Annotated in this window: 15 protein-coding genes; 5 read left to right on the top strand and 10 right to left on the bottom strand. The window is 72.6% G+C overall.

The window, feature by feature from the left end; translation table 11 throughout:
- Nucleotides 1-16: 16 nt before the first annotated feature.
- Nucleotides 17-2,059: a DNA gyrase/topoisomerase IV subunit B gene (locus ACRAKH_RS16530; RefSeq protein WP_380723744.1), complete on the bottom strand. Its 2,043-nt coding sequence runs from the start codon at nucleotides 2,057-2,059 to the stop codon at nucleotides 17-19.
- Between the two features lie 818 nt (nucleotides 2,060-2,877).
- Between ACRAKH_RS16530 and ACRAKH_RS16525 the strand changes: the two genes are divergently transcribed.
- Nucleotides 2,878-3,276 carry a hypothetical protein gene (locus ACRAKH_RS16525; protein ID WP_380723743.1) on the top strand — a complete coding sequence of 133 codons (399 nt, stop codon included), beginning with the start codon at nucleotides 2,878-2,880 and terminating at the stop codon, nucleotides 3,274-3,276.
- Between the two features lie 60 nt (nucleotides 3,277-3,336).
- Nucleotides 3,337-5,352: a hypothetical protein gene (locus ACRAKH_RS16520; RefSeq protein WP_380723742.1), complete on the top strand. Its 2,016-nt coding sequence runs from the start codon at nucleotides 3,337-3,339 to the stop codon at nucleotides 5,350-5,352.
- A gap of 7 nt (nucleotides 5,353-5,359) precedes the next feature.
- Here ACRAKH_RS16520 and ACRAKH_RS16515 read toward each other — a convergent pair whose 3' ends face one another.
- On the bottom strand, nucleotides 5,360-6,409 hold the full coding sequence (locus ACRAKH_RS16515) for a polysaccharide deacetylase family protein (RefSeq protein WP_447009923.1): 1,050 nt from the start codon (nucleotides 6,407-6,409) through the stop codon (nucleotides 5,360-5,362).
- A gap of 170 nt (nucleotides 6,410-6,579) precedes the next feature.
- Here ACRAKH_RS16515 and ACRAKH_RS16510 point away from each other — a divergent pair, with 170 nt between their 5' ends.
- Nucleotides 6,580-8,127: a putative glycoside hydrolase gene (locus ACRAKH_RS16510; RefSeq protein ID WP_380723740.1), complete on the top strand. Its 1,548-nt coding sequence runs from the start codon at nucleotides 6,580-6,582 to the stop codon at nucleotides 8,125-8,127.
- Nucleotides 8,124-8,975 carry a DUF3152 domain-containing protein gene (locus ACRAKH_RS16505; RefSeq protein WP_380723739.1) on the top strand — a complete coding sequence of 284 codons (852 nt, stop codon included), beginning with the start codon at nucleotides 8,124-8,126 and terminating at the stop codon, nucleotides 8,973-8,975. The genes ACRAKH_RS16510 and ACRAKH_RS16505 overlap by 4 nt, the downstream gene beginning before the upstream one ends.
- A gap of 85 nt (nucleotides 8,976-9,060) precedes the next feature.
- Here ACRAKH_RS16505 and ACRAKH_RS16500 read toward each other — a convergent pair whose 3' ends face one another.
- Genes ACRAKH_RS16500 through ACRAKH_RS16485 form a run of 4 tightly spaced genes read right to left on the bottom strand, consistent with a single transcriptional unit; the run spans nucleotide 9,061 to nucleotide 13,484 of the window.
- Nucleotides 9,061-10,431, bottom strand: a complete 1,371-nt coding sequence (locus ACRAKH_RS16500) for a GH1 family beta-glucosidase (protein ID WP_380723738.1) — start codon at nucleotides 10,429-10,431, stop codon at nucleotides 9,061-9,063.
- Nucleotides 10,428-11,306 carry a carbohydrate ABC transporter permease gene (locus tag ACRAKH_RS16495; protein ID WP_380723737.1) on the bottom strand — a complete coding sequence of 293 codons (879 nt, stop codon included), beginning with the start codon at nucleotides 11,304-11,306 and terminating at the stop codon, nucleotides 10,428-10,430. Before ACRAKH_RS16495 ends, ACRAKH_RS16500 begins: the two co-directional genes overlap by 4 nt.
- 13 nt (nucleotides 11,307-11,319) lie before the next feature.
- A complete protein-coding gene (locus ACRAKH_RS16490; protein ID WP_380723736.1) occupies nucleotides 11,320-12,240 on the bottom strand; it encodes a carbohydrate ABC transporter permease in 921 nt (306 codons plus the stop codon).
- Nucleotides 12,240-13,484: an ABC transporter substrate-binding protein gene (locus ACRAKH_RS16485; protein ID WP_380723735.1), complete on the bottom strand. Its 1,245-nt coding sequence runs from the start codon at nucleotides 13,482-13,484 to the stop codon at nucleotides 12,240-12,242. Before ACRAKH_RS16485 ends, ACRAKH_RS16490 begins: the two co-directional genes overlap by 1 nt.
- 256 nt (nucleotides 13,485-13,740) lie before the next feature.
- Here ACRAKH_RS16485 and ACRAKH_RS16480 point away from each other — a divergent pair, with 256 nt between their 5' ends.
- The gene (locus ACRAKH_RS16480; protein ID WP_380723734.1) at nucleotides 13,741-14,775 is read left to right on the top strand and encodes a LacI family DNA-binding transcriptional regulator; all 1,035 of its coding nucleotides are present in this window, start codon (nucleotides 13,741-13,743) and stop codon (nucleotides 14,773-14,775) included.
- A gap of 40 nt (nucleotides 14,776-14,815) precedes the next feature.
- On the opposite strand, the gene ACRAKH_RS16475 is transcribed toward ACRAKH_RS16480, so the two are convergent.
- The 4 genes from ACRAKH_RS16475 to ACRAKH_RS16460 form a co-directional block, all read right to left on the bottom strand.
- Nucleotides 14,816-15,748 (bottom strand): hypothetical protein, encoded by a 933-nt coding sequence (locus ACRAKH_RS16475; protein WP_380723733.1) that lies wholly within the window; start codon nucleotides 15,746-15,748, stop codon nucleotides 14,816-14,818.
- Nucleotides 15,749-16,499: 751 nt separating this feature from the next.
- Nucleotides 16,500-16,931 carry a hypothetical protein gene (locus tag ACRAKH_RS16470; RefSeq protein WP_380723732.1) on the bottom strand — a complete coding sequence of 144 codons (432 nt, stop codon included), beginning with the start codon at nucleotides 16,929-16,931 and terminating at the stop codon, nucleotides 16,500-16,502.
- Between the two features lie 41 nt (nucleotides 16,932-16,972).
- Nucleotides 16,973-18,133 (bottom strand): zinc-dependent alcohol dehydrogenase, encoded by a 1,161-nt coding sequence (locus ACRAKH_RS16465; protein WP_380723747.1) that lies wholly within the window; start codon nucleotides 18,131-18,133, stop codon nucleotides 16,973-16,975.
- A gap of 5 nt (nucleotides 18,134-18,138) precedes the next feature.
- Complete coding sequence (locus tag ACRAKH_RS16460; protein ID WP_380723731.1) at nucleotides 18,139-18,573, bottom strand: hypothetical protein; 435 nt, start codon at nucleotides 18,571-18,573, stop codon at nucleotides 18,139-18,141.
- Between the last annotated feature and the right edge of the window lie 57 nt (nucleotides 18,574-18,630).

Raw genomic sequence — 18,630 nt, 5'->3', positions numbered from 1 at the left:
CCTCTTGTCAGGCGTCTCAGACGTCGATCGCGGACTGGTCGACCCGGGCGGCCGACTCGACGAGCCACGCCCGGCGCGGCTCGACCTTCTCGCCCATCAGCAGCTCCAGCGCGGCTTCCGCGGCCTCGGCGTCGTGCATGGTGATGCGGCGCACCGAGCGGGTCGCGGGGTTCATCGTGGTCTCCCACAACTCGTCCGCGTTCATCTCGCCGAGGCCCTTGAACCGGGGCACCGGCTTGACCACCGTCTTGCCCGCCTTCTCCAGCCTCGCGACCTTCTGCTCCATCTCGCGCTGGCTGAAGGTGAAGTGCGTCTCCGGGTTGCGGCCCTTGGTCATCACCTTGTGCAGCGGCGGCATCGCGGCGAACAGCCGGCCGTCCTCGATCACCGGCCGCATGTACTTGGCGAACAGGGTGATCAGCAGGGTCCGGATGTGCGAGCCGTCGACGTCCGCGTCGGCCATCAGGATCACGCGGCCGTAGCGCATCGTGGCGAGGTCGAACGTCCGCCCGGTGCCCGCCCCGAGGACCTGCACGATGCTGGCGATCTCGGCGTTGCGCAGGGTGTCGGCGAGGCTGGCCTTCTGCACGTTGAGGATCTTGCCGCGCAGCGGCAGGAGAGCCTGGTACTCCGACACGCGGGCCATGCGGGCCGAGCCGAGCGCGCTGTCACCCTCCACGAGGAACAGCTCGCTGCGCGCCACGCCGGTCGAGCGGCAGTCGACCAGCTTCGGCGGCATCGCGGCGCCTTCGAGGGCCGTCTTGCGGCGCGCGGCGTCCTTCTGGTGCTTCTGGGTGAGGCGGACGCGGGCGGCGTCCACGACCTTCTGCAGGACGACCTTGGCCTCCGCCTTCGTGCGGCGGTCCTCCGTCCACGCCTTGATGTGCTTCTCGACGATGCCGAGGATGACCTTGGTGATGCCCGCCGTCGACAGCTCGTCCTTGGTCTGCGACGTGAACTGGGGCTCCGGGATGCGGACGTGGACGACCGCCGTCATGCCCTCCAGGACGTCGTCCAGGATCGGCGGGTCCTCCTTGGGCTTCAGCAGGCCCCTGGTACGGCCGATCGCGTCCTGGACGGACTTCAGCACGGCGCGCTCGAAGCCCCGGCGGTGCGTGCCGCCGTGCACGTTGCGGATCGTGTTCGTGAAGCACTCGACCGTGCGCTCGTAGCCGGTGCCCCAGCGCAACGCGATCTCGACCTCGGCGTGGCGTTCCACCTTGGACCGCATGACGCCGTTCTCGTCGGCCGCGTTCTCGTGGTAGACCCCGGTGCCCGTGACGAGGAGCGTGCCGGACACCGGCTTCTCGCTCGACGGGGCGAGGTGCTCGACCATGTCGACCAGGCCGCCCGGGTAGTGGAACGTCTCCTCGGAGATCGAGTCGTCGGTGGCGACGCGGAGGACGTAGGTGACGCCGGGCACCAGGAACGCGGTGTTGCGCAACTTCGTGCGGACGCCCTCGACGTCGAGCGCGGCGCCGTTCTCGAAGTAGCGGGCGTCGTACCAGTAGCGGATCGACGTGCCGGTGCGCTTCGTGCGGCCGGTGACGCGCAGGCCCGACTGGCGGGTGAAGGCGGCCTTGGGGCCGGGGCCGTCGAACACGCCGGGGACGCCGTGGGCGAACGACATCTCGTGCGTCTTGCCCTCGCGGCGCACGACGACGTCGAAGCGGTGGGAGAGGGCGTTGACGGCGGACGCGCCGACGCCGTGCAGGCCGCCCGAGGTCTTGTAGCCGGAGCCGCCGAACTTGCCGCCCGCGTGCAGCCGGGTCAGCACGAGCTCGACGCCCGAGAGGCCCGACTTCGCGTGCGTGCCGGTGGGGATGCCCCGACCGTCGTCGTCGACCTGGACGCTGCCGTCGGCGTGCAGGGTGACCACGACCTTGGTGGCGTGGCCCGCCACGCCCTCGTCGGTCGAGTTGTCCACCACCTCGGCGAACAGGTGGTTGATGCCCCTGCTGTCGGTGGACCCGATGTACATGCCGGGGCGCTTGCGTACCGCCTCCAGACCCTCCAGGTGGGTCAGGTCGTCGGCCCCGTACAGGATCTCAGCGGTCACCGGGTCGTTCTCCCCAGGTCGTGGCGTGCGTCGAGCGGGTTCACGGTAACCGAGGAACGCGCGAGCCCGGCCCGGTGCCCGAGGTCCGGGAGGCGTCGGGCGCGCTGCCCGGTGGACCACCCGACAGCGGGAGCCGCCCGGTCGACCGCACACGTCAACGCACGTCCTCGGCTGGTTCATCCTATCGTGATCTTGCCGGAGTCGAACACAAGTTCGAAGATATAACCATGGTCACGTCGTCGCGCGCACCTGGGAGGGCCGGGCCGGGTTCTCGCAGGACGTGCGGAGGGCGCGCGGGAGGGCGCACGGCAGGCGCTGGGCTGCGCGGGGGGTGAGGCGGAGCGGGCGGGCCGCGCAAAGGTAGGGCGCTGCGTGCGGTTAGGCCGTGCGTGTCGGCACGACCGTGTCGGCATGACGGAGGTGGCCGGGTCGGCACCGGATCGGCATGGCCGGGCTGGCGCCAGGCCGGTCTGACCGGGCCGGCACCGGGTCGGTCTGGCCGGCCTGGGAGCGGGGGGCAGCGTCAGCACTGCGGATCTGGGCGCGGTCGATGCGGCGTTGACCGGGCGTTCGGTGCGGTCACCCGAGGCGCGGGGCAGGGGTCGGGGCGGGCGGCGAGCCGGGCGGCGGCGGGCAGTGAAGCAGGCGGCAGTGGGCGGCGGCGGGCGGTGAGGTGGTGGCGGGGTTGGCTCTGCGGGTTCGGGCGGTGTGGTGGCGGGCTTGGGTGGGTGCGGTCCGGCGGCGGGGCTTGGGGCGGTTGGCGCTGGCCTGGGTGGTCGGGGCGGTGGGGGGGTGGGGTGCCTTCCACCGTGCACGCGGTGGTGATGGGGGATGACGTGGTGCGGTCCACCCGTGCCGCGGCGACGTTGGCGGGCGGGACGGGGGTGGTGCGGGGGCTGGTGGTGCACCTGGTCGTGTCGGGCTGGTGGACCGGGGTGCTGGCGCTGGTCGACCAGCGGTGGCCGTTGGACGCCCGGCGGGGCGCGCTGGCCGGCCTGGCGATCGCGGTGATCGACTTGGAGGTGGTCGGGCGGCGGGCGCCGGCGGTCCGGGCATTGCCTCGATGGGGGCAGTGGGCCGACCACGTGGCGTTCGGGGCGCTGGTGGGCGCCCTTGTCGGGTCCACAGTGGACCGTCCCGGCAGGTGGGCCGGACCTCGTCCGGACTGGGTCCGCGTAGAGTGCTGCCGTCCCTCGCGCTGTCGTGCCTGGAGGTGATCGGTCGCCTTGATGTTCCGACGTGCCGCACCGAAGGAGCGTGCCCCGCTGGTGGAACCCGTGGCCGAGCTCGAACCCGCGCCGGCGGCGCCCCCTCCCCCGCCGCCGCCCGCACCCACCGCCCAGTTCTCCGCCTCGTTCGCGGGCGCGACGCTGGTCGTCGGCCCACCGGGCGGCCCGAGCCAGGCCGCGATCGCCCTGGGCCGCAGCCTGCCCGTCGACCGCGGCCGGACGGTCGTCGTGATCGACCCGCCGAACGGCGACGAGACCGCCTTCTGGCCCGCCGTGGCCACCGCGCTGCACGGTCGCGGCCCGGTGCGCCTGATGACGTCCCACTCCGGCTCGATGCGGCCGACCGCGCCCGCCCAGTGGCTCGCCGAACAGCTCCAGGCCGAGGTCGTCGCGCCGGACGGCGCGGTCACCACCGTGCCCGGCGCGGCGTTCGTCGCGGGCAACGGCGGCTACGGCTGCTGGCTGCGCTTCCTGCCCGGCGCCTCCCCCACGCCGATGGGCCGCCGCTTCCCGGTCCCGAACTGGGAGGCCGTCGACCCGAACACCCCGTGGCCGACCGGCGACGTCGGCATCTCCGAGCCGATCCCGGCCGGCGTGTGGCTGCGCGCGCAACGCGCCCCGTTCGACCTGCAGGCGCCGGACGTGCGGGCGGTCGTCGGGCTGCCGTGCCGCGACAACGTGCTGACCGTCGTCATCGGCGGACCGGGCCAGCCCGCCATCCCGATCGACGAGGTGTGCCGGCTGCTCGGCGGCCTGCCCTCGGCGGCGCGGTCGCGGGTCCGGCTCGTCTGGTACGGCGGGGAGCACCAGGCGCAGGCGGTCGCCGACCAGCTCGGCGAGCCGATCTCCCTGTACACGGGCCTGCCGGTGGGGTCGCTGCGCACCGGCGCGGCCGTCGTGGCGGTGAACCCGCGCGGCCAGCAGACGTGGCGGCCGTACGTGACGGAGGTGCGGTACTCCCCGGCGGGCGTGCCGGTCGTCTCGGGCTACCGCGTCCCGGTGCCGAACCTGGTCGAGCGCGGCCCCGGGATCTTCGACCTGGGGGGCGGCGTCGTGCTGGAGGTCGTGCCGTCCGGGCTCTGGGTGCGCGACGCCGAGGACAACGGTCCCGAGGTCCGGTCCCTGCCCGTGGACCCGGAGTGGGCGCGGCTGACCGTCGGCACGCCCGGCCGCACGACCGCGGGCGCGGTCGCCGTGGCGGGCGCGTCGCTGGTCGAACGGCTGGAGCCGGAGGTGCGCCGCCTGCTGAAGGTCGTGTTCTGCGACCCGACGCCGATGCCCCGGCCGCCGGTGGCCGAGGAGGAGCCGCCCCGCGTGACGGTGGACGAGCCGGTGCCGCTCAGCGTGGACGGGCCGCTGCCCGACTCGCCCGCGCCGGTGTGGGGCGAGCAGGTCGGCGACGAGGTCGTCCCGCCCGACCACAGCAGCACCGAGCAGGAACGCGACGCCGTGCGCCGGATGCTCGGCGAGCGGTACGGGACGCACGCGGCGGTGGCGTGCCGGCACATCGCGGAACGCCCGGACGACCCCGAGGCGTTCGAGGCCGTGGTCACGGACCTGGCGGCGGTGTCGGCGTGCCTGCAGCACGACGAGGAGATCGTGGTCGAGGCCCTGCGGTCGGGCAAGCTCGGCCGCCTGTGGCCCTACGCGGCGGCGGTGGTGTCGGGTCTGCGCCGGCTGCCGACGCACCAGGGCGTGACGGTGTGCTGGGGCGACGCGCGCCGGTTCCGCACGGGTGACGTGCTGGTCGAACGCGGCCTGCTCAGCACCGTGGCCGGTCCGGCGGTGCCGGTCGACGGGCGGGTCGAGTTCCTGCTCTGGTCGGTGACCGGCCGGCAGGTGTCCGTGGTCGACTCGTTCGGCAGCGTCCTGCAGGAACGGGTCGTGTTCCCGCCGGGCACGGCGTTCAAGGTGCTCGCGGTCGTGGAGGCCGAGGAGTCCGCGCCGATGCAGGTGATGGCGCAGGAGGTCGTCGGCCGCCACCACGAGCTGCCGCCCGGCGTCCTGGGCAGCCTCGAACGGGCCGCCGTGGCGCTTCGCAACCACGCCCGGGCGACCGCCTGAGCACGGGTCAGTAGGCGACGGCGCGGTCCGCGAAGCGGAGGGCGGGGGCCGCGCCGGCCGACGTCGGGTACGAGATCCGGTCGACCACGCCGTCGGACGTGTACCGCTGGTCCGGTGCGGCGGCGAGCTGGTCGAGCCAGACCGTCGACCCGTACCGGGCCTCGTCGCCGGTCGCGTCCTGCGACCGGATGCGCGGCGTGGCGCCCGGGTCGAAGTCGGCGCGGTACGGGGACAGCGCCGGGCCGGCGCCGACCATCAGCACGCACGCGTACTCGTACGACGTGCCGTCGAACGCCCCGCGCAACGCCAGCGACGCGTTCGTGGGCACCGCGCCGAACGGCAGCGCGAGGCTCGACACGCGGTAGTCCGGGACGGCCTTCTGGATCTCGCGCTGGCCGAGCGCGATCGCCTCCTGCACCTGATGGTCGCCCGCCTGGGCCAGGTTGGTGTGGTCGCGGGTGTGGTTGCCGATCTCGAACCCGTGGTCGCGCAGCCACCGCAGCGCGGCGCCGTCCGGCGAGCCGAACGGGCCGGCGTTGACGTAGAGGCTGGCGACGGGGCGGAAGCCGGGGTGCTTCGCGGCCACGTCGAGCAGGATCGCGATCGCGGTGCCCGGCGCCGGCCGGCCGTCCGGGCCGAGCGCGAACTGGGTCGCGTCGCCGTCGTCGAACGTGAGGACGACGGGGTGCGCGCCGGCCGGGATGTCGATGCGGCCGGTCGCGTACTCGGCGGTCGTCACCGGCACGTACCCCTCGGCGGCGAGCCGTTCCAGCTCGGCGCGGAACGCGGCGGGCGTCCGGTCGTACACCGACGTGGGCTGCTCCACGAGCCGGTGGTACATGAGGATCGGCACCTGCCCCAGCTCGTTCGCCTTCACGGCGGCCGGGTCAGGCGCGGCGGAGGACGACTCCGTGGACGGTGGCGGCGGCGAGGCGGCCGCGCTGAGGGCGGCGGCGGCCCGGTCCGGTGGCTCCGCGGGCTGGGCGCCGCACGCGCAGCACGCGGCCGCGACGAGCGCCACGACGGCCGCGACGGGCCTCGGCGACTCTGTGTTCACAAGGCGATGATTGCGCGTGAGTGGCCTGGCAAAACCGGGGTACACCCCTTCGGATGACCTTGGGTTTGACGGCCGGGGACGCGGCTAGCCGCTGTTTGCTGATGCCACGCCAAGATCGGAGCCGTCCGATGTCGGAGTCACCCCCGAACCCACCTCGCACCGTCAAGCGCGTGCTGATACCCGTGGTCGGCGTCGTGGTCCTGCTGCTGGTGGCAGGGGTCGTCACGACGATCGTCCACAGCCGCGGCACCGGCCTCGCGGTGGCGGAGTTCGGCAACGGGAACGTCGTCACCCCTTCGGGTGTCGAGAGCGTGTCCATCACGACCGCGGACCCCGGTGCGCTGGATCGTGTGACCGTGCACGTTGACGGACAGCCGGTGGAGGCCCGCCGCGCCGACGGCCGGATCACCCTGGCCGGGCTGCGGTTGAGCGAGGGCACGCACACCCTCTCCGTGCGCGCCGCGAACCCGCTGCCGTGGCTGCCCGCCGCCGAGGTCGAGCGCCGGTTCACCGTCGACGCCACCCCGCCCGCGCTCAACGTCGACGTGGTCGAGGCCAAGTCGCCGCGCGGGCCGGTGACCGTGAAGGGCACCGCCGACGGCGCGGACTCGGTGCGGGTCGGCGACCGGCAGGTGCCGGTGAAGGACGGCCGGTTCGAGGCGTCCCTGTCGACGGTGCCGACCAGCCTCCGGGTCGAGGCGAACGACGCCGCCGGCAACGCGAAGCACCACGACGTCGCCGTGCGGGTCACCCACCCCGGCATGCGCGCGGTGCACATGAGCGCGGCGGCCTGGGCGACGGCGTCGTTGCGCGACCCCGTGCTGGCGATGGCGCGCGAGGGCCGCATCGACACCGTGCAGCTCGACATCAAGGACGAGAGCGGCGAGATCGGCTACGACTCGCAGGTGCCGCTGGCCCGGCAGATCGGCGCGAACCGCAACTACTACGACGCCCGCGCGGTGCTCGACCAGCTGCACGGGCTGGGGCTGCGGGTGGTCGGCAGGCTGGTCGCGTTCCGCGACCCGGTGCTGGGCAAGGCGTCGTGGCAGTCCGGCGCGCGCGACCGGGTGTCGCAGAACGCGTCCGGCGGCGCCTGGTCGGCGCACTACGGCCAGTACGCGTTCACGAACTTCGCCAACCCCGAGGTGCGCGAGTACAACATCGCGATCGCCAAGGAGGCGGCGGCGCTCGGCTTCGACGACATCCTGTACGACTACGTGCGCCGGCCGGACGGCCCGATCAGCCAGATGGTGTTCCCCGGCCTGACCACGACGCCCGAGCAGTCGATAGTGGACTTCCTGCGGGACAACCGCGCGGCCGTCCGCCCGCTCGGCGCGTACCTGGGCGCGTCGGTGTTCGGCATCGCCGCGCACAGCCCGACGGACGTGGCGCAGGACATCCCGGCGCTGTCGGCGCACGTCGACTACGTGGCGCCGATGGTCTACCCGTCGCACTGGGGCCCCGGCGAGTACGGCGTGGACAACCCGAACGCCCGGCCGTACGACATCGTGAAGGCGTCGGTCGCCGACTTCGTGCGCCTGACCCAGGGCACCGGCGCGACGGTCATCCCGTGGCTGCAGGCGTTCTCGCTGGGCCACGCCTACGGTCCGGGCGAGGTGAAGGCGCAGACCGCCGCCTCGACGGACGCCGGCGCGCCGTCGTTCCTGCTGTGGAACGCGGCGTGCACCTACGACTCGGCAGGCCTGGAGCCCACATGAGGCCCGCTCCCCTCGTCCCCTACCTGACCGCGCTGTGCCTGGCCACGATGACGGTGGTGGCGCTGGACGCCGCGCTGGCGTCCTGGCCGGCCACCGTGGCACGGCCTGAGGGCGGCACCGCGTCGGCCACGTCGACGCCGGGATCGACGCCGGGATCGGCACCGGGGTCCACGCCCGAGTCGACGCCCCCGGAGCCTCGGTCGGTGGACACGCCCCCGCTCGCGGCGCTGCGGTCCGCCGCCGACCTGCCGCCCGGCCGTCCGTTCCCGCAGCACGGCACGGGCACGTGGCGGGTCGTGCCGCCGCCGTCCGCCGCCGGTGGCACGGGGTTCGCCTACACCGTGGAGGTGGAGGACGGCGTGGCGCTGCCGAACGGCGACGACGCGTTCGCCGCCGTGGTGGACCACGCGTTGCGGCACCCGCGCGGGTGGTCGGTCCGGTACGCGTTCCGGCGGGTCGGCGGCGACGTGGAGCCGGACCTGCGCATCCGGCTGACGTCCCAGCAGACCGCGCGGGCGCTGTGCGGGTTCGAGATGCCGTTCGACACGTCGTGCCGGGTGGGGTCGACGGTCCACCTGAACACGGCGCGCTGGTTCCGGGGCGCGCACACGTACGACGGCGACCTGCGGGACTACCAGGTCTACGCGGTGAACCACGAGGTCGGGCACTTCCTCGGCTTCGGCCACGAGGTGTGCCCCGTCGACGGCGGCCCGGCGCCGCTGATGATGCAGCAGACGCTGAGCACGGACAACGACGAGCTGGCGGCGATCACGGCGGGCAGCGACCAGGGCGTCGTGGTCGTCCCGGACGGCAAGGCGTGCGAGCCGAACCCGTGGCCGTCCTGGTGAGCCGCCCCACGACGACCGGCGCGGTCCGGCCGGGCGCACGCCACCGTCGCGCGGACGCGCCTCCGCGCGACGGTGGCACCGCGGGTCACCTCGCGGCGGACACCTTCGCCCGCTGCTCGGCGACCAGGTCCCGGTACCAGTGGAAGCTCGCCCGCGGGGTGCGGACCAGCGTCTCGTAGTCGACGTGGACCAGCCCGAACCGGTGCTTGTAGCCGTGGGCCCACTCGAAGTTGTCCAGGAACGACCAGACGAAGTAGCCGCGCAGGTCGACGCCCGCGGCGACGGCGTCGCCGGCCGCCGCGAGGTGGGCGCGCAGGTACTCGATGCGGTCCTGGTCGTCGAAGCCCGGCCGGTCCGGGTAGACGCAGCCGTTCTCGGTGACGTACACCGGGGGCAGGTCCGGGTACCGCTCCTTCAGCCCCACCAGCGTCTCGGTCAGCCCGGCGGGCTCCACCGGCCAGTTCATCGCGGTCCGCGGCACGTCCGGCAGGCGGGTGGTGTCGATGCCGATGTCGATCGACGTGCGCGTCGCCGGGTCCGGGTCGCGGTGCGGCGCGTCGGCCACGTGCTGGCGGTAGTAGTAGTTGATGCCCACGTAGTCCAGCGGCGTGGAGATCAGCGCCAGGTCGCCGTCCTTCCGGAACGACAGGTCCGTGACGCCCGCGAACGTCTCGGCGTAGTCCTCCGGGTAGCGGCCGGCGAACAGCGGCTCGGTGAACTGGCGGCGCAGCAGCAGGTCGTGCCGGCGCGCCGCGGCGACGTCCGCCTCGGAGGAGGTCACCGGGGTCGACGGCGACTGGTTGAGCACGATGCCGAACTGGTGGCCCGGCGTGCCTCGCATGGCCTCCACGGCGAGCCCGTGCGCCACCATCAGGTGGTGCGCGGCGGCGAGGGAGCCGTGGCCCTCCCGCGCGCCGGGCGCGTGCCTGCCCTCGCCGTAGCCGACGATCGACGAGACGTACGGCTCGTTGAACGTGGTCCACTTGGACACCCGGTCGCCCAGGGCGTCGTGGACGACGGTGGCGTACTCGGCGAATCGGAGCGCGGTGTCGCGGGACCGCCAGCCGCCGAGCTCCTCGAGCGCCTGCGGCAGGTCCCAGTGGTAGAGGGTGAGGAACGGTTCGATGCCCCGTTCCAGCAGCTGGTCGACGAGCCGGGAGTAGAAGGCGAGGCCGCGGGGCTCGACCCGGCCGGAGCCGGTCGGCTGGACGCGGGGCCACGCCACCGAGAACCGGTAGGCGTCCACGCCCAGCTCGCCGAGCAGCGCCACGTCCTCCGGCATCCGGTGGTAGTGGTCGCACGCGACGGCTCCGGTGTCGCCACCGGCGACCGCACCCGGCACCGCGCCGAACGCGTCCCAGATGGACGGTCCTCTCCCGTCGGCGTCCACGGCACCTTCGATCTGGTAGGCCGATGTGGCGACGCCCCAGCGGAACCCTTGGGGGAAGTCGGTCATCCTTTGAGTGCTCCTTGCATGATGCCGCCGACGATCTGGCGGCCGAACAGGAGGAACACCGCGAGCACCGGCACGGTGCCGATCGTCGCCGCGGTGAGCACGAGGGTGTAGTCGGTGGTGTACCCGCTGGCGAGGGTGGACAACGCGGTCTGCACGGTCGGGTTCTCCGGCGTGAGCACCACCAGGGGCCAGAAGAAGTCGTTCCACGCCTGCATGAAGGTGAACAGGCCGAGGACGGCGGCGGCCGGGCGGGCGGCCGGCAGGACGACGTGCCAGTACAGGCGCAGCGAGCTGCACCCGTCCATGCGCCCGGCCTCCAGCAGCTCGTCGGGCACGGCCCGCTCGAAGTACTGGCGCATGAAGAACACGCCGAACGCGGTGACCAGGCCGGGGACGATGACCGCGTGGATCTCGCCGGCCCAGCCGAAGTCGCTCATCATCATGTAGAGCGGGATGACGCCGAGCTCGGTCGGGACGGCCTGGGTGGCGACCACGAGGAGCATGAGCGCCGACCGGCCGCGGAACCGGAGCTTGGCGAAGGCGAACCCGGCGAGGGTGGAGAAGAACACCACGGACAGCGTGATGGTCCCGGCCACGACCAGCGAGTTCATCATCGCGAGGGCGAAGTCCGACTGGTCGAACACGCGGGCGATGTTGGCGAACAGGTTGCCGCCGGGCACGAGGACCGGCGGCACGCTGTCGACCTTGTCGGGTGTCTGGGAGGACACCACGAGCGACCAGTACACCGGGAACGCGGACCCGGCGATCACCGCGATCAGCGCCGCGTAGGTCCACGGCCCGGGCAGCCGCGCCGCCCGCCGCCGCCGGGGCGGTGGCGACGCGACCGGCGCCGGCCGTTCGAGCAGGCTGGTCATGTGACGGGCCCTTTCAGTCGGTCCGGATGCGGCGGGCGGCCAGGTAGCTCAACCCGGTGATGGCGACGGTGGCGATGACCAGCAGCCACGCGATGGCCGAGGCGTAGCCGAAGTCGAACTTCGCGAAGCCCTGCTCGTAGAGGTAGAGCGCGGCGGTCTGGAACTGCCGGTCGGAGCCGCCGGTCGCGGCGCCCGCGCCGGGGTTGAACAGCAGCGGCTCGGCGAGCAGCCGCATGTTGCCCGCGGTGGCGATCACGGTGGAGAAGATGATCTGCGGGCGCAGCATGGGGACGGTGATCCGCCAGAACTGCTGCCAGCCGCTCGCGCCGTCCAGCCGGGCCGCCTCGTACACGCTGGTCGGGATGGCCTGCATGGACGCCAGGAAGATCAGCGCGTGGTAGCCGGTCCAGCGCCACACCACCATCACGGCGATGGCGGTGTGGGAGCTGGCGGTGCCGGCCTGCCAGTCGATCCGGCCCAGGTCGAACAGGCTCAGCACCCAGTTGATCATGCCGAAGTCCCGGCCGAACAGCTGCGCGAAGATGATCGTCACCGCCGCGACCGAGGTGATGTTCGGCAGCAGCACGCCCATCCGGAAGAACGTCCGGCCGCGCAGCCGCCGGTTGAGCAGCTGCGCGATGCCGAGCGCGAACAGGATCTGCGGGACGGTGGTGAGCAACCACAGGCTGAGCGTGTTGCCCATCGCGTTCCAGAAGTACGGGTCCGCGGTGAGCAGCTGGACGTAGTTGTCGATCCCGATGAACGTCGCCGCGTCGCCGTCGAGCAGGTTGCGGTCCTGCAGCGACACCCACGCGGTGTACAGCAGGGGGAACAGGCCGAACACCGCGAACAGCAGGAAGTACGGCGCGATGTAGGCGTACGGCGCGTACCGGGTGTCCCACCGGTGGCGGCGTTCGCGCCAGTCCGTCTTCATCAGCCCTCGAGCTTCTTCACGTCGCCGACGAACTGCTGCCAGGACTCGTCGGGGCTCTGCTTGCCCTGCTCGACGCGCTGCATGGCGTTGCCCAGCTCGGTCTGCACGTCACCCGCCTTGGGGCCCTGGTACTGCGGCTTCAGCGCGCGGGCGGCGTCGGTGAAGACCCGGCCGACGGGCGCGTTGTTGAAGAACGCGTCCTGCTTCATGGCCACCGACTGCTCGCTGTACAGCTTCGGGGCGGACGGGAGCAGGCCGGCGTTGGCGAAGACCTTGGCCTGCTGCTCGGGCGCGGTGAGCCAGGTGGCCAGCGCGACGGCCTTGTCGACGTTCTTGCCTTGCTTGGGCACGGTCAGGTACGAGCCGCCCCAGTTGCCGCCGCCGCCGGGCACGTTGGCGAGGTCCCACTTGCCCGCGGTGTCGGGCGCCTGGTCCTTGATCTTGGCCATCATCCAGGCGGGGCAGGCGAGCGTGGCGAACTGGCCCTGCTTGAAGCCGGTGTTCCACGCGGGGGTGCTGTGCAGGAGCCCGGCGGACAGGCCGTCGGCGACGCCCTGGGAGACGAGGTCCCAGCCCTTCCTGATGTCGGCGTTCTCGCCGACGACGATCTTGTCGTTCTTGTCGTAGAAGCCGGTGGGCGCCTGGCCGACGATCGCGTTGAGGATGGTCGGGCCGCCGTCGAAGAACTTCGCGCCGGCGGGGGCCTTGGCGGCGAACTGCTTGCCGGTGGCCATGAACTGCTCCCAGGTCGGCCACAGGGCGGAGACCTGGTCGCGCTCGGTCGGCAGGCCGGCGGCCTCGAAGAGGTCGCGGCGGTAGCAGATGGCCAGGCCGCCGATGTCGGTGCCGTAGCCGATCTGCTTGCCGTCCTTGGACAGCGAGGCCTCCCACTTCCAGTCGAGCCAGCGGTCCTTGATGTCGGACTTCAGCTCGACGAACTGACCAGGGTTGGCCTTGAACTGGTTGATGTAGCCGACGTCGACGGCCTCGATGTCCGCGGCGCCGTTGTTGGTGGCGAGGTGGGCGGCGAGGTTCTTGTGGTGGTCGGAGTAGGAGGCGGTCCGGTCGGTGATGTCGACGTCCGGGTGCGCCTTCTCGTACTCCTCGAACAGCTGCTGGTAGCCGAAGTTGCCGAACAGGCCGATGGTGATCCTGGTCTTGCCGTCGCTCGCGCCGGCGCCGCAGCCGACGAGAAGGCTCGCGGCCAGCAGGCCGACGCCCGCCAAGGTCCCGGTTCGTCTCATTTCACGGCTCCCTTTCCGTTTACGGGCACGCCGGACACGCACAAGGTCGATCCGGGGGTTTCCGGCGAATTCGGCCGAGGTTCGCGTCCGGCCGGTGTGGTGTACATGACAGCTCCGGACCACGACACCGTCAAGTAACGAACCGATAACCTGGCCGTTCCACGCCTCCGGCGTTTTCGCAGGTGATACCGTGTCCACCCAGGTCAGGGTGCGCTCCCAGAAGGTCTGTAAGCGGTTACAAAGAAAGGGGCGGCAGATGACCACGATCCGCGAGATCGCCCAGCTGTGCGGGGTCTCCGTGGCGACCGTTTCACGCGTTTTCAACCAGCCGCTGACGGTCAGCAAGGAAAAGCGCGAAGTGGTCGAGCGGGTGGCCCGCGAGCTGGACTACCGGCCGAACGAGTCGGCGCGGGCGCTCGCCACCAAGCGCTCCGGGCTGATCGGACTGGTGTGGGACACCGACCACCGCAGGCCCGGCTGGCGGCACCCGTACCTGCAGGAGTTGCTGATCGGGTTGAAGTCGGCGCTGAGCGCGCACGGGTACCACCTGCTGATGCTCGCCACGAGCGGTTCGGCGGCGTTGCGCGCGGTCGGCGCGTCGCTGGCCGACCCGGTGGCGTACGTGAACATGACCCGGCGGCACCACCTCGGCGGGCTGGTGCTCATCGACAGCGGGTCGGACGCGCCGGCCTTCGCCGCGTTCGCCCAGTCCGGGCTGCCGTGCGTGGCGGTGGACGTCGAGGTCGACGGGCCACGGGCGACGTACGTGACGTCGGACAACGTCGGCGGCGCGGTGCAAGCGGTGCGGCACCTCGTGGTCGCGGGGCACCGCCGGATCGCCACCGTCACCGGTCCGCGGGCCAACCGCCCCGCCGCCGACCGCCTGCGCGGCTACCGCTCCGCGATGGCCGAGGCCGGGCTGCCGACACCGCCGGAGTACGTGGTGGAGGGCGACTACTACCGGCCGAGCGGGCAGGCGGCGACGCGGTCGCTGATCGCCCTGCCGGAGCCGCCGACGGCGGTGTTCTGCGCGAGCGACGAGATGGCCGTGGGCGCGCTGCTGGCCGCCCGCCACGCCGGGCTGCGGGTGCCGGACGACCTGGCCGTGGTGGGGTTCGACGACATCGAGCTCGCCGCGCTGGTGGACCCGCCGCTGACGACGTTGGCGCAGGACAAGGCCGGGATCGGGGTGGCGGCGGCGCGGGCCGTGCTGACCATGGTGCACGGCGGCGAGAAGCCGGAGCCCGCGTTCCTGCCGACCAAGCTCGTGGTGCGCTCCTCCAGCGGGTGAGCGGACCGGCGCGATTGGCGCGGGTGAGCGGGCCGGCGCGTCAGCACGTGTCCGGCGGCCGGCTGCGCGGCGGGCCGAACTCCAGGCGCAGCGAGTCGGTGCGCGGCACGACGAAGGCGGTGCCGGAGGACGACCGCCACGTCGCGGGCAGGAACACGTACTGGCCGCCGGACTGGAGCAGCAGCTTCAGGCCGTCGTAGCGGTACCGGTACGACGAGTCGGGCTGCGCGCAGACGACCTCCCGCACTCCCCCGCCGGCCAGGCTCAGGCTCTCCTTGCTGTAGACGACCACGCCGGCCATGTCCGGTATCCGGGCCTCGACCTCGAACCCGCGCCGGGTGCCGACCGAGCCGGAGTAGTCGCCGACGGACCAGAACAACCCGATGCTCACCAGCAGGAACGCGGCGACCGACTCCACGACCCCGAGGTTCCCGCCTCGGCGTCCGCGTCCCGCGCCGACGCTCCACCGCCGCCACGCGAAGGCCAGCAGGACGATGCCGACCGCGAAGCCGAGCCCCGGCAGGCCCGGGAAGACGCGGTACGGCTCCGGGTTGACGGTGATCGGCACCGTCACCCCGAGCAGGCCCAGCCCGAGCACCGCGGCGACCGGGGTGCAGACCCGGAGGAACGCCGCCCAGCCCTTGGCGGACATCCGCGCCCTCAGGTACCGGACGGCGAACGTGACGGCGAGGACCGCGATCGCGACCGCCGCCAGCGGCACGAACAGGCCGTCCGCGCCCCGGGCCAGGATCTCGTCGGTGGTCTGGCCGAGCAGCGTGTAGTGGACGCGGAAGTGGGTGAAGAAGACCTGCGTCGCCACCAGGCCGAAGAAGTACAGCAGGGCCGTCAGCAGGGTCGTGTTCGCGACCACGGAGGCCACGATCCGGAGCGCCCGCGCCGGTCCCGACTGCGTCTCGTCGGCCACCGGCGGGGTGGCCGGGGCCGACGTCCGACGCGTGCCCACGGCGCTCATCGCGCTCACCCGCCCCCGACGGTCGACTCGGCGGTCTCCTCCGACGTCACGCCATCGGTGGGGCCGCCAGTCGTGGGGCCCTCCGGATCCGGGGTGTCGGGTGGCGGCTCGTCCGGCGGGACCGCGGCGCCGTCCCCTTCGCACGGCGTCCCGAGGTCGATGTGGACCGTGCCGCCGGGCAGGACCGGCGAGGGGGTGATCCGCGTGATGCAACCGCCGCCGGCCCGCGGCCGGATGAGGACCCGGACCCCGCAGAGGCCCGCGCCGCACTGTTCCCCGATCTGTCCCTCGATCGTTTCCTTGGCGGTCTTCGGGGTCGCGCCGAGAAGGGTGTGGTCGTATTTGATCGGACTTCCGGGAACACCCGGCAACGGGGCCCGCCCCGCCGTGCCCGGCTCGGGGTTCCGCTGTTCCGGAGTGGCCTCGCCGGCGCCCGGAACGGCCTCGCCCGGCGGTTCCGCGCCGGCGGTCGGGTCATTTCCCGGTTCCGTCCGGGTGTCCGGCTGACCGGCCGTGACCTGCGGTGACGGCGACCTGGCCGGATCGTCGACGCACCCGGCGGCCACTGTGCAGATGAGGATCACGAATGATCCCGCGACCGACCATCGCATGGGATGTCACCGCCCCTGTTCCTCGCTGCGGTTTCACCCACAAAGAGGTTCGGGAACGCGGCTCGGATACGTCGCGGCGAAAAATCCGCGACCAGACCGGAAACCCGCCTCACGGCGAGGCGGGTTTCCGGGCAGAACGATCAGAACTCGTTGTCGGGCGTCCGGGCGGCACCGGCGACCGAGCCGCCGCCCTCGTCGGCGGACTGCCCGCGGCTCGCGGCCTCGGCGCGCGTCTCGGACTCGATGTCCCCGCCGCTGTCCAGGCTCACCACGCCCTCCTCGGGGATGACCTGGTCGCGGTCCGGCTCCTCCGCCGTCACGTCGGGCTGCTCCTCGCTCAGGCGCTCGTCCAGCGGCCGCGGGTGGGACTCCTCGTACGGCGTCATGCCGTACTTGTCCACGCCGCTCCAGTGCTCCGGCGGGTCCATCCCCGCCTCCAGCGGGTCCTGCCGGAGCCTGTCCTCGTCCAAGTCCTCGGCAGCGCTCAGGCCCGCGGCGTCGGTCTCCACCGCGTCGGGCGATCCCCCGTCGTCCTGGGGCGCTGCGTACCCCTGCAAGTCATCCGAACTCATGCCGGCGGTGTACCCGGTGTGGCGCGGCCGAACCGCTTTCCTCACGGTTGGAAGACCGCACGCACGCAGTCGTCCTCCTTCTCCTTGAACAACCGGTAGCCACGCGCGCCCTCCTCCAGCGGCAGGACGTGGGTGGCCAGGTGGGCGGTCGTCAGCTCACCGGACGCGATGCGGTCGAGCAGCATGGGGATGTAGCGCTGCCCGTGCTGCTGGGCGCCGCGCAGGGTGAGGCCCTTGTTCATCACCGCGCCGAGCGGGAACTTGTCGACGAAACCGCTGAAAACACCGAGCACGAACACCGTTCCGCCCTTGCGGCAGTTGTGGATCGCCTCGCGCACCGCGATCGGCCGGTCCGTTTCCAGCTTCAGCTTGCTCTTGACCTGGTCGTACGCGTGCTGCGGGCCGTAGCTGTGCGCTTCGCAGCCCACGGCCTCGATGCACACGTCCGGGCCTCGGCCACCGGTCATCTCGCGCAGCGCTGCGCCGATGTCGACGTGCTCGTAGTTCAGCGTCTCCAGCCCGAAGACCTGCTCCGCCTGGCGCAGCCGGTAGTCGAACCGGTCGACCACGACGACGCGCTCCGCGCCGAGCAACTGCGCCGAGCGGGCCGCCATCTGACCCACCGCGCCGCTGCCCCAGACCGCGACGACGTCACCCGCCCGCACCCCGCCGAGGTCCGCGCCCATCCACCCGGTGGGCGCCGAGTCGGAGGCGAACACCGCGCTCAGGTCGTCCACCGCGTCCGGGATCGGGATGGCGTTGTAGTCCGCGAACGGCACGCGCACGTACTCGGCGTGGCTGCCCTTGTAGCCGCCCATGGCGTGGGAGTAGCCGAAGATCCCGCCCGGATCGGCGCCCCACAGCGCCTGCGTGATGCCGGGGTTGGTGTTGGTGTTGTCGCAGAGCGACCACAGGTCGTTGCGGCAGTACCAGCACTGCCCGCAGCCGATGAACGACGCCACGACGACCCGGTCGCCGGGCTTGTGGCGGGTCACGTCGGGCCCGACCTCGACCACCTCGCCCATGAACTCGTGGCCGATGACGTCACCGGCCTGCATGAACGGGATGTGCCCGGTGAGCAGGTGCAGGTCCGAACCGCACGCGGTGCTCAGCCGCACCTTCAGGATCAGGTCCCCGCGGTTGAGGATCCTCGGGTCGGGCACGTCCTGCACCCGCACGTCGTTGATGCCTTCCCAGCACATCGCCCTCACAGCCGACCCTCCCCCGCGGACTTGCCGATCACCATGCGCAGCACCTTGCCCGCCGGCCCGGGGTGGGTGGTGGACGGGGTGTCCGGTTCGATGACCGTGCCGGTCTCCAGCACGGACTTGGCCTTCCGCAGCGCCACGCGCAGGTCTTCGCGCGACACCTCGCCGCCGTCCTTCGGCCGTGCCATCACCTCGGTGCCCCGGTCGCCGGGAGCGGTGCGGAAGCGGACGTCGATGCCCTCGCGCAACCGCTGCAACGGGTCCGGCAACGCCTCCGCGCCCGCCACCGCGTCCAGCGGGCGGTCAACCGTCACGGCCAGCCAGTGGTCGGACCGGCCGCGGTGGAGCTCGCGCCGGCGTGCCGTCATCCGCCGGCCCACCGCCACGGCCGCGCCGACTCCCGTGACGGCGATGGCCTTCATCGTTCCGTTCATCGCTGTGCCTCTCGTGGTCGGGAGCCAGCGGATACCCCCGACACGGCGACTAATCCG

It is taken from the genome of Saccharothrix hoggarensis (assembly GCF_052936025.1).
The sequence above is the reverse complement of the archived record's forward strand: the minus strand, read 5'-3'. Positions and strand labels throughout refer to the sequence as shown.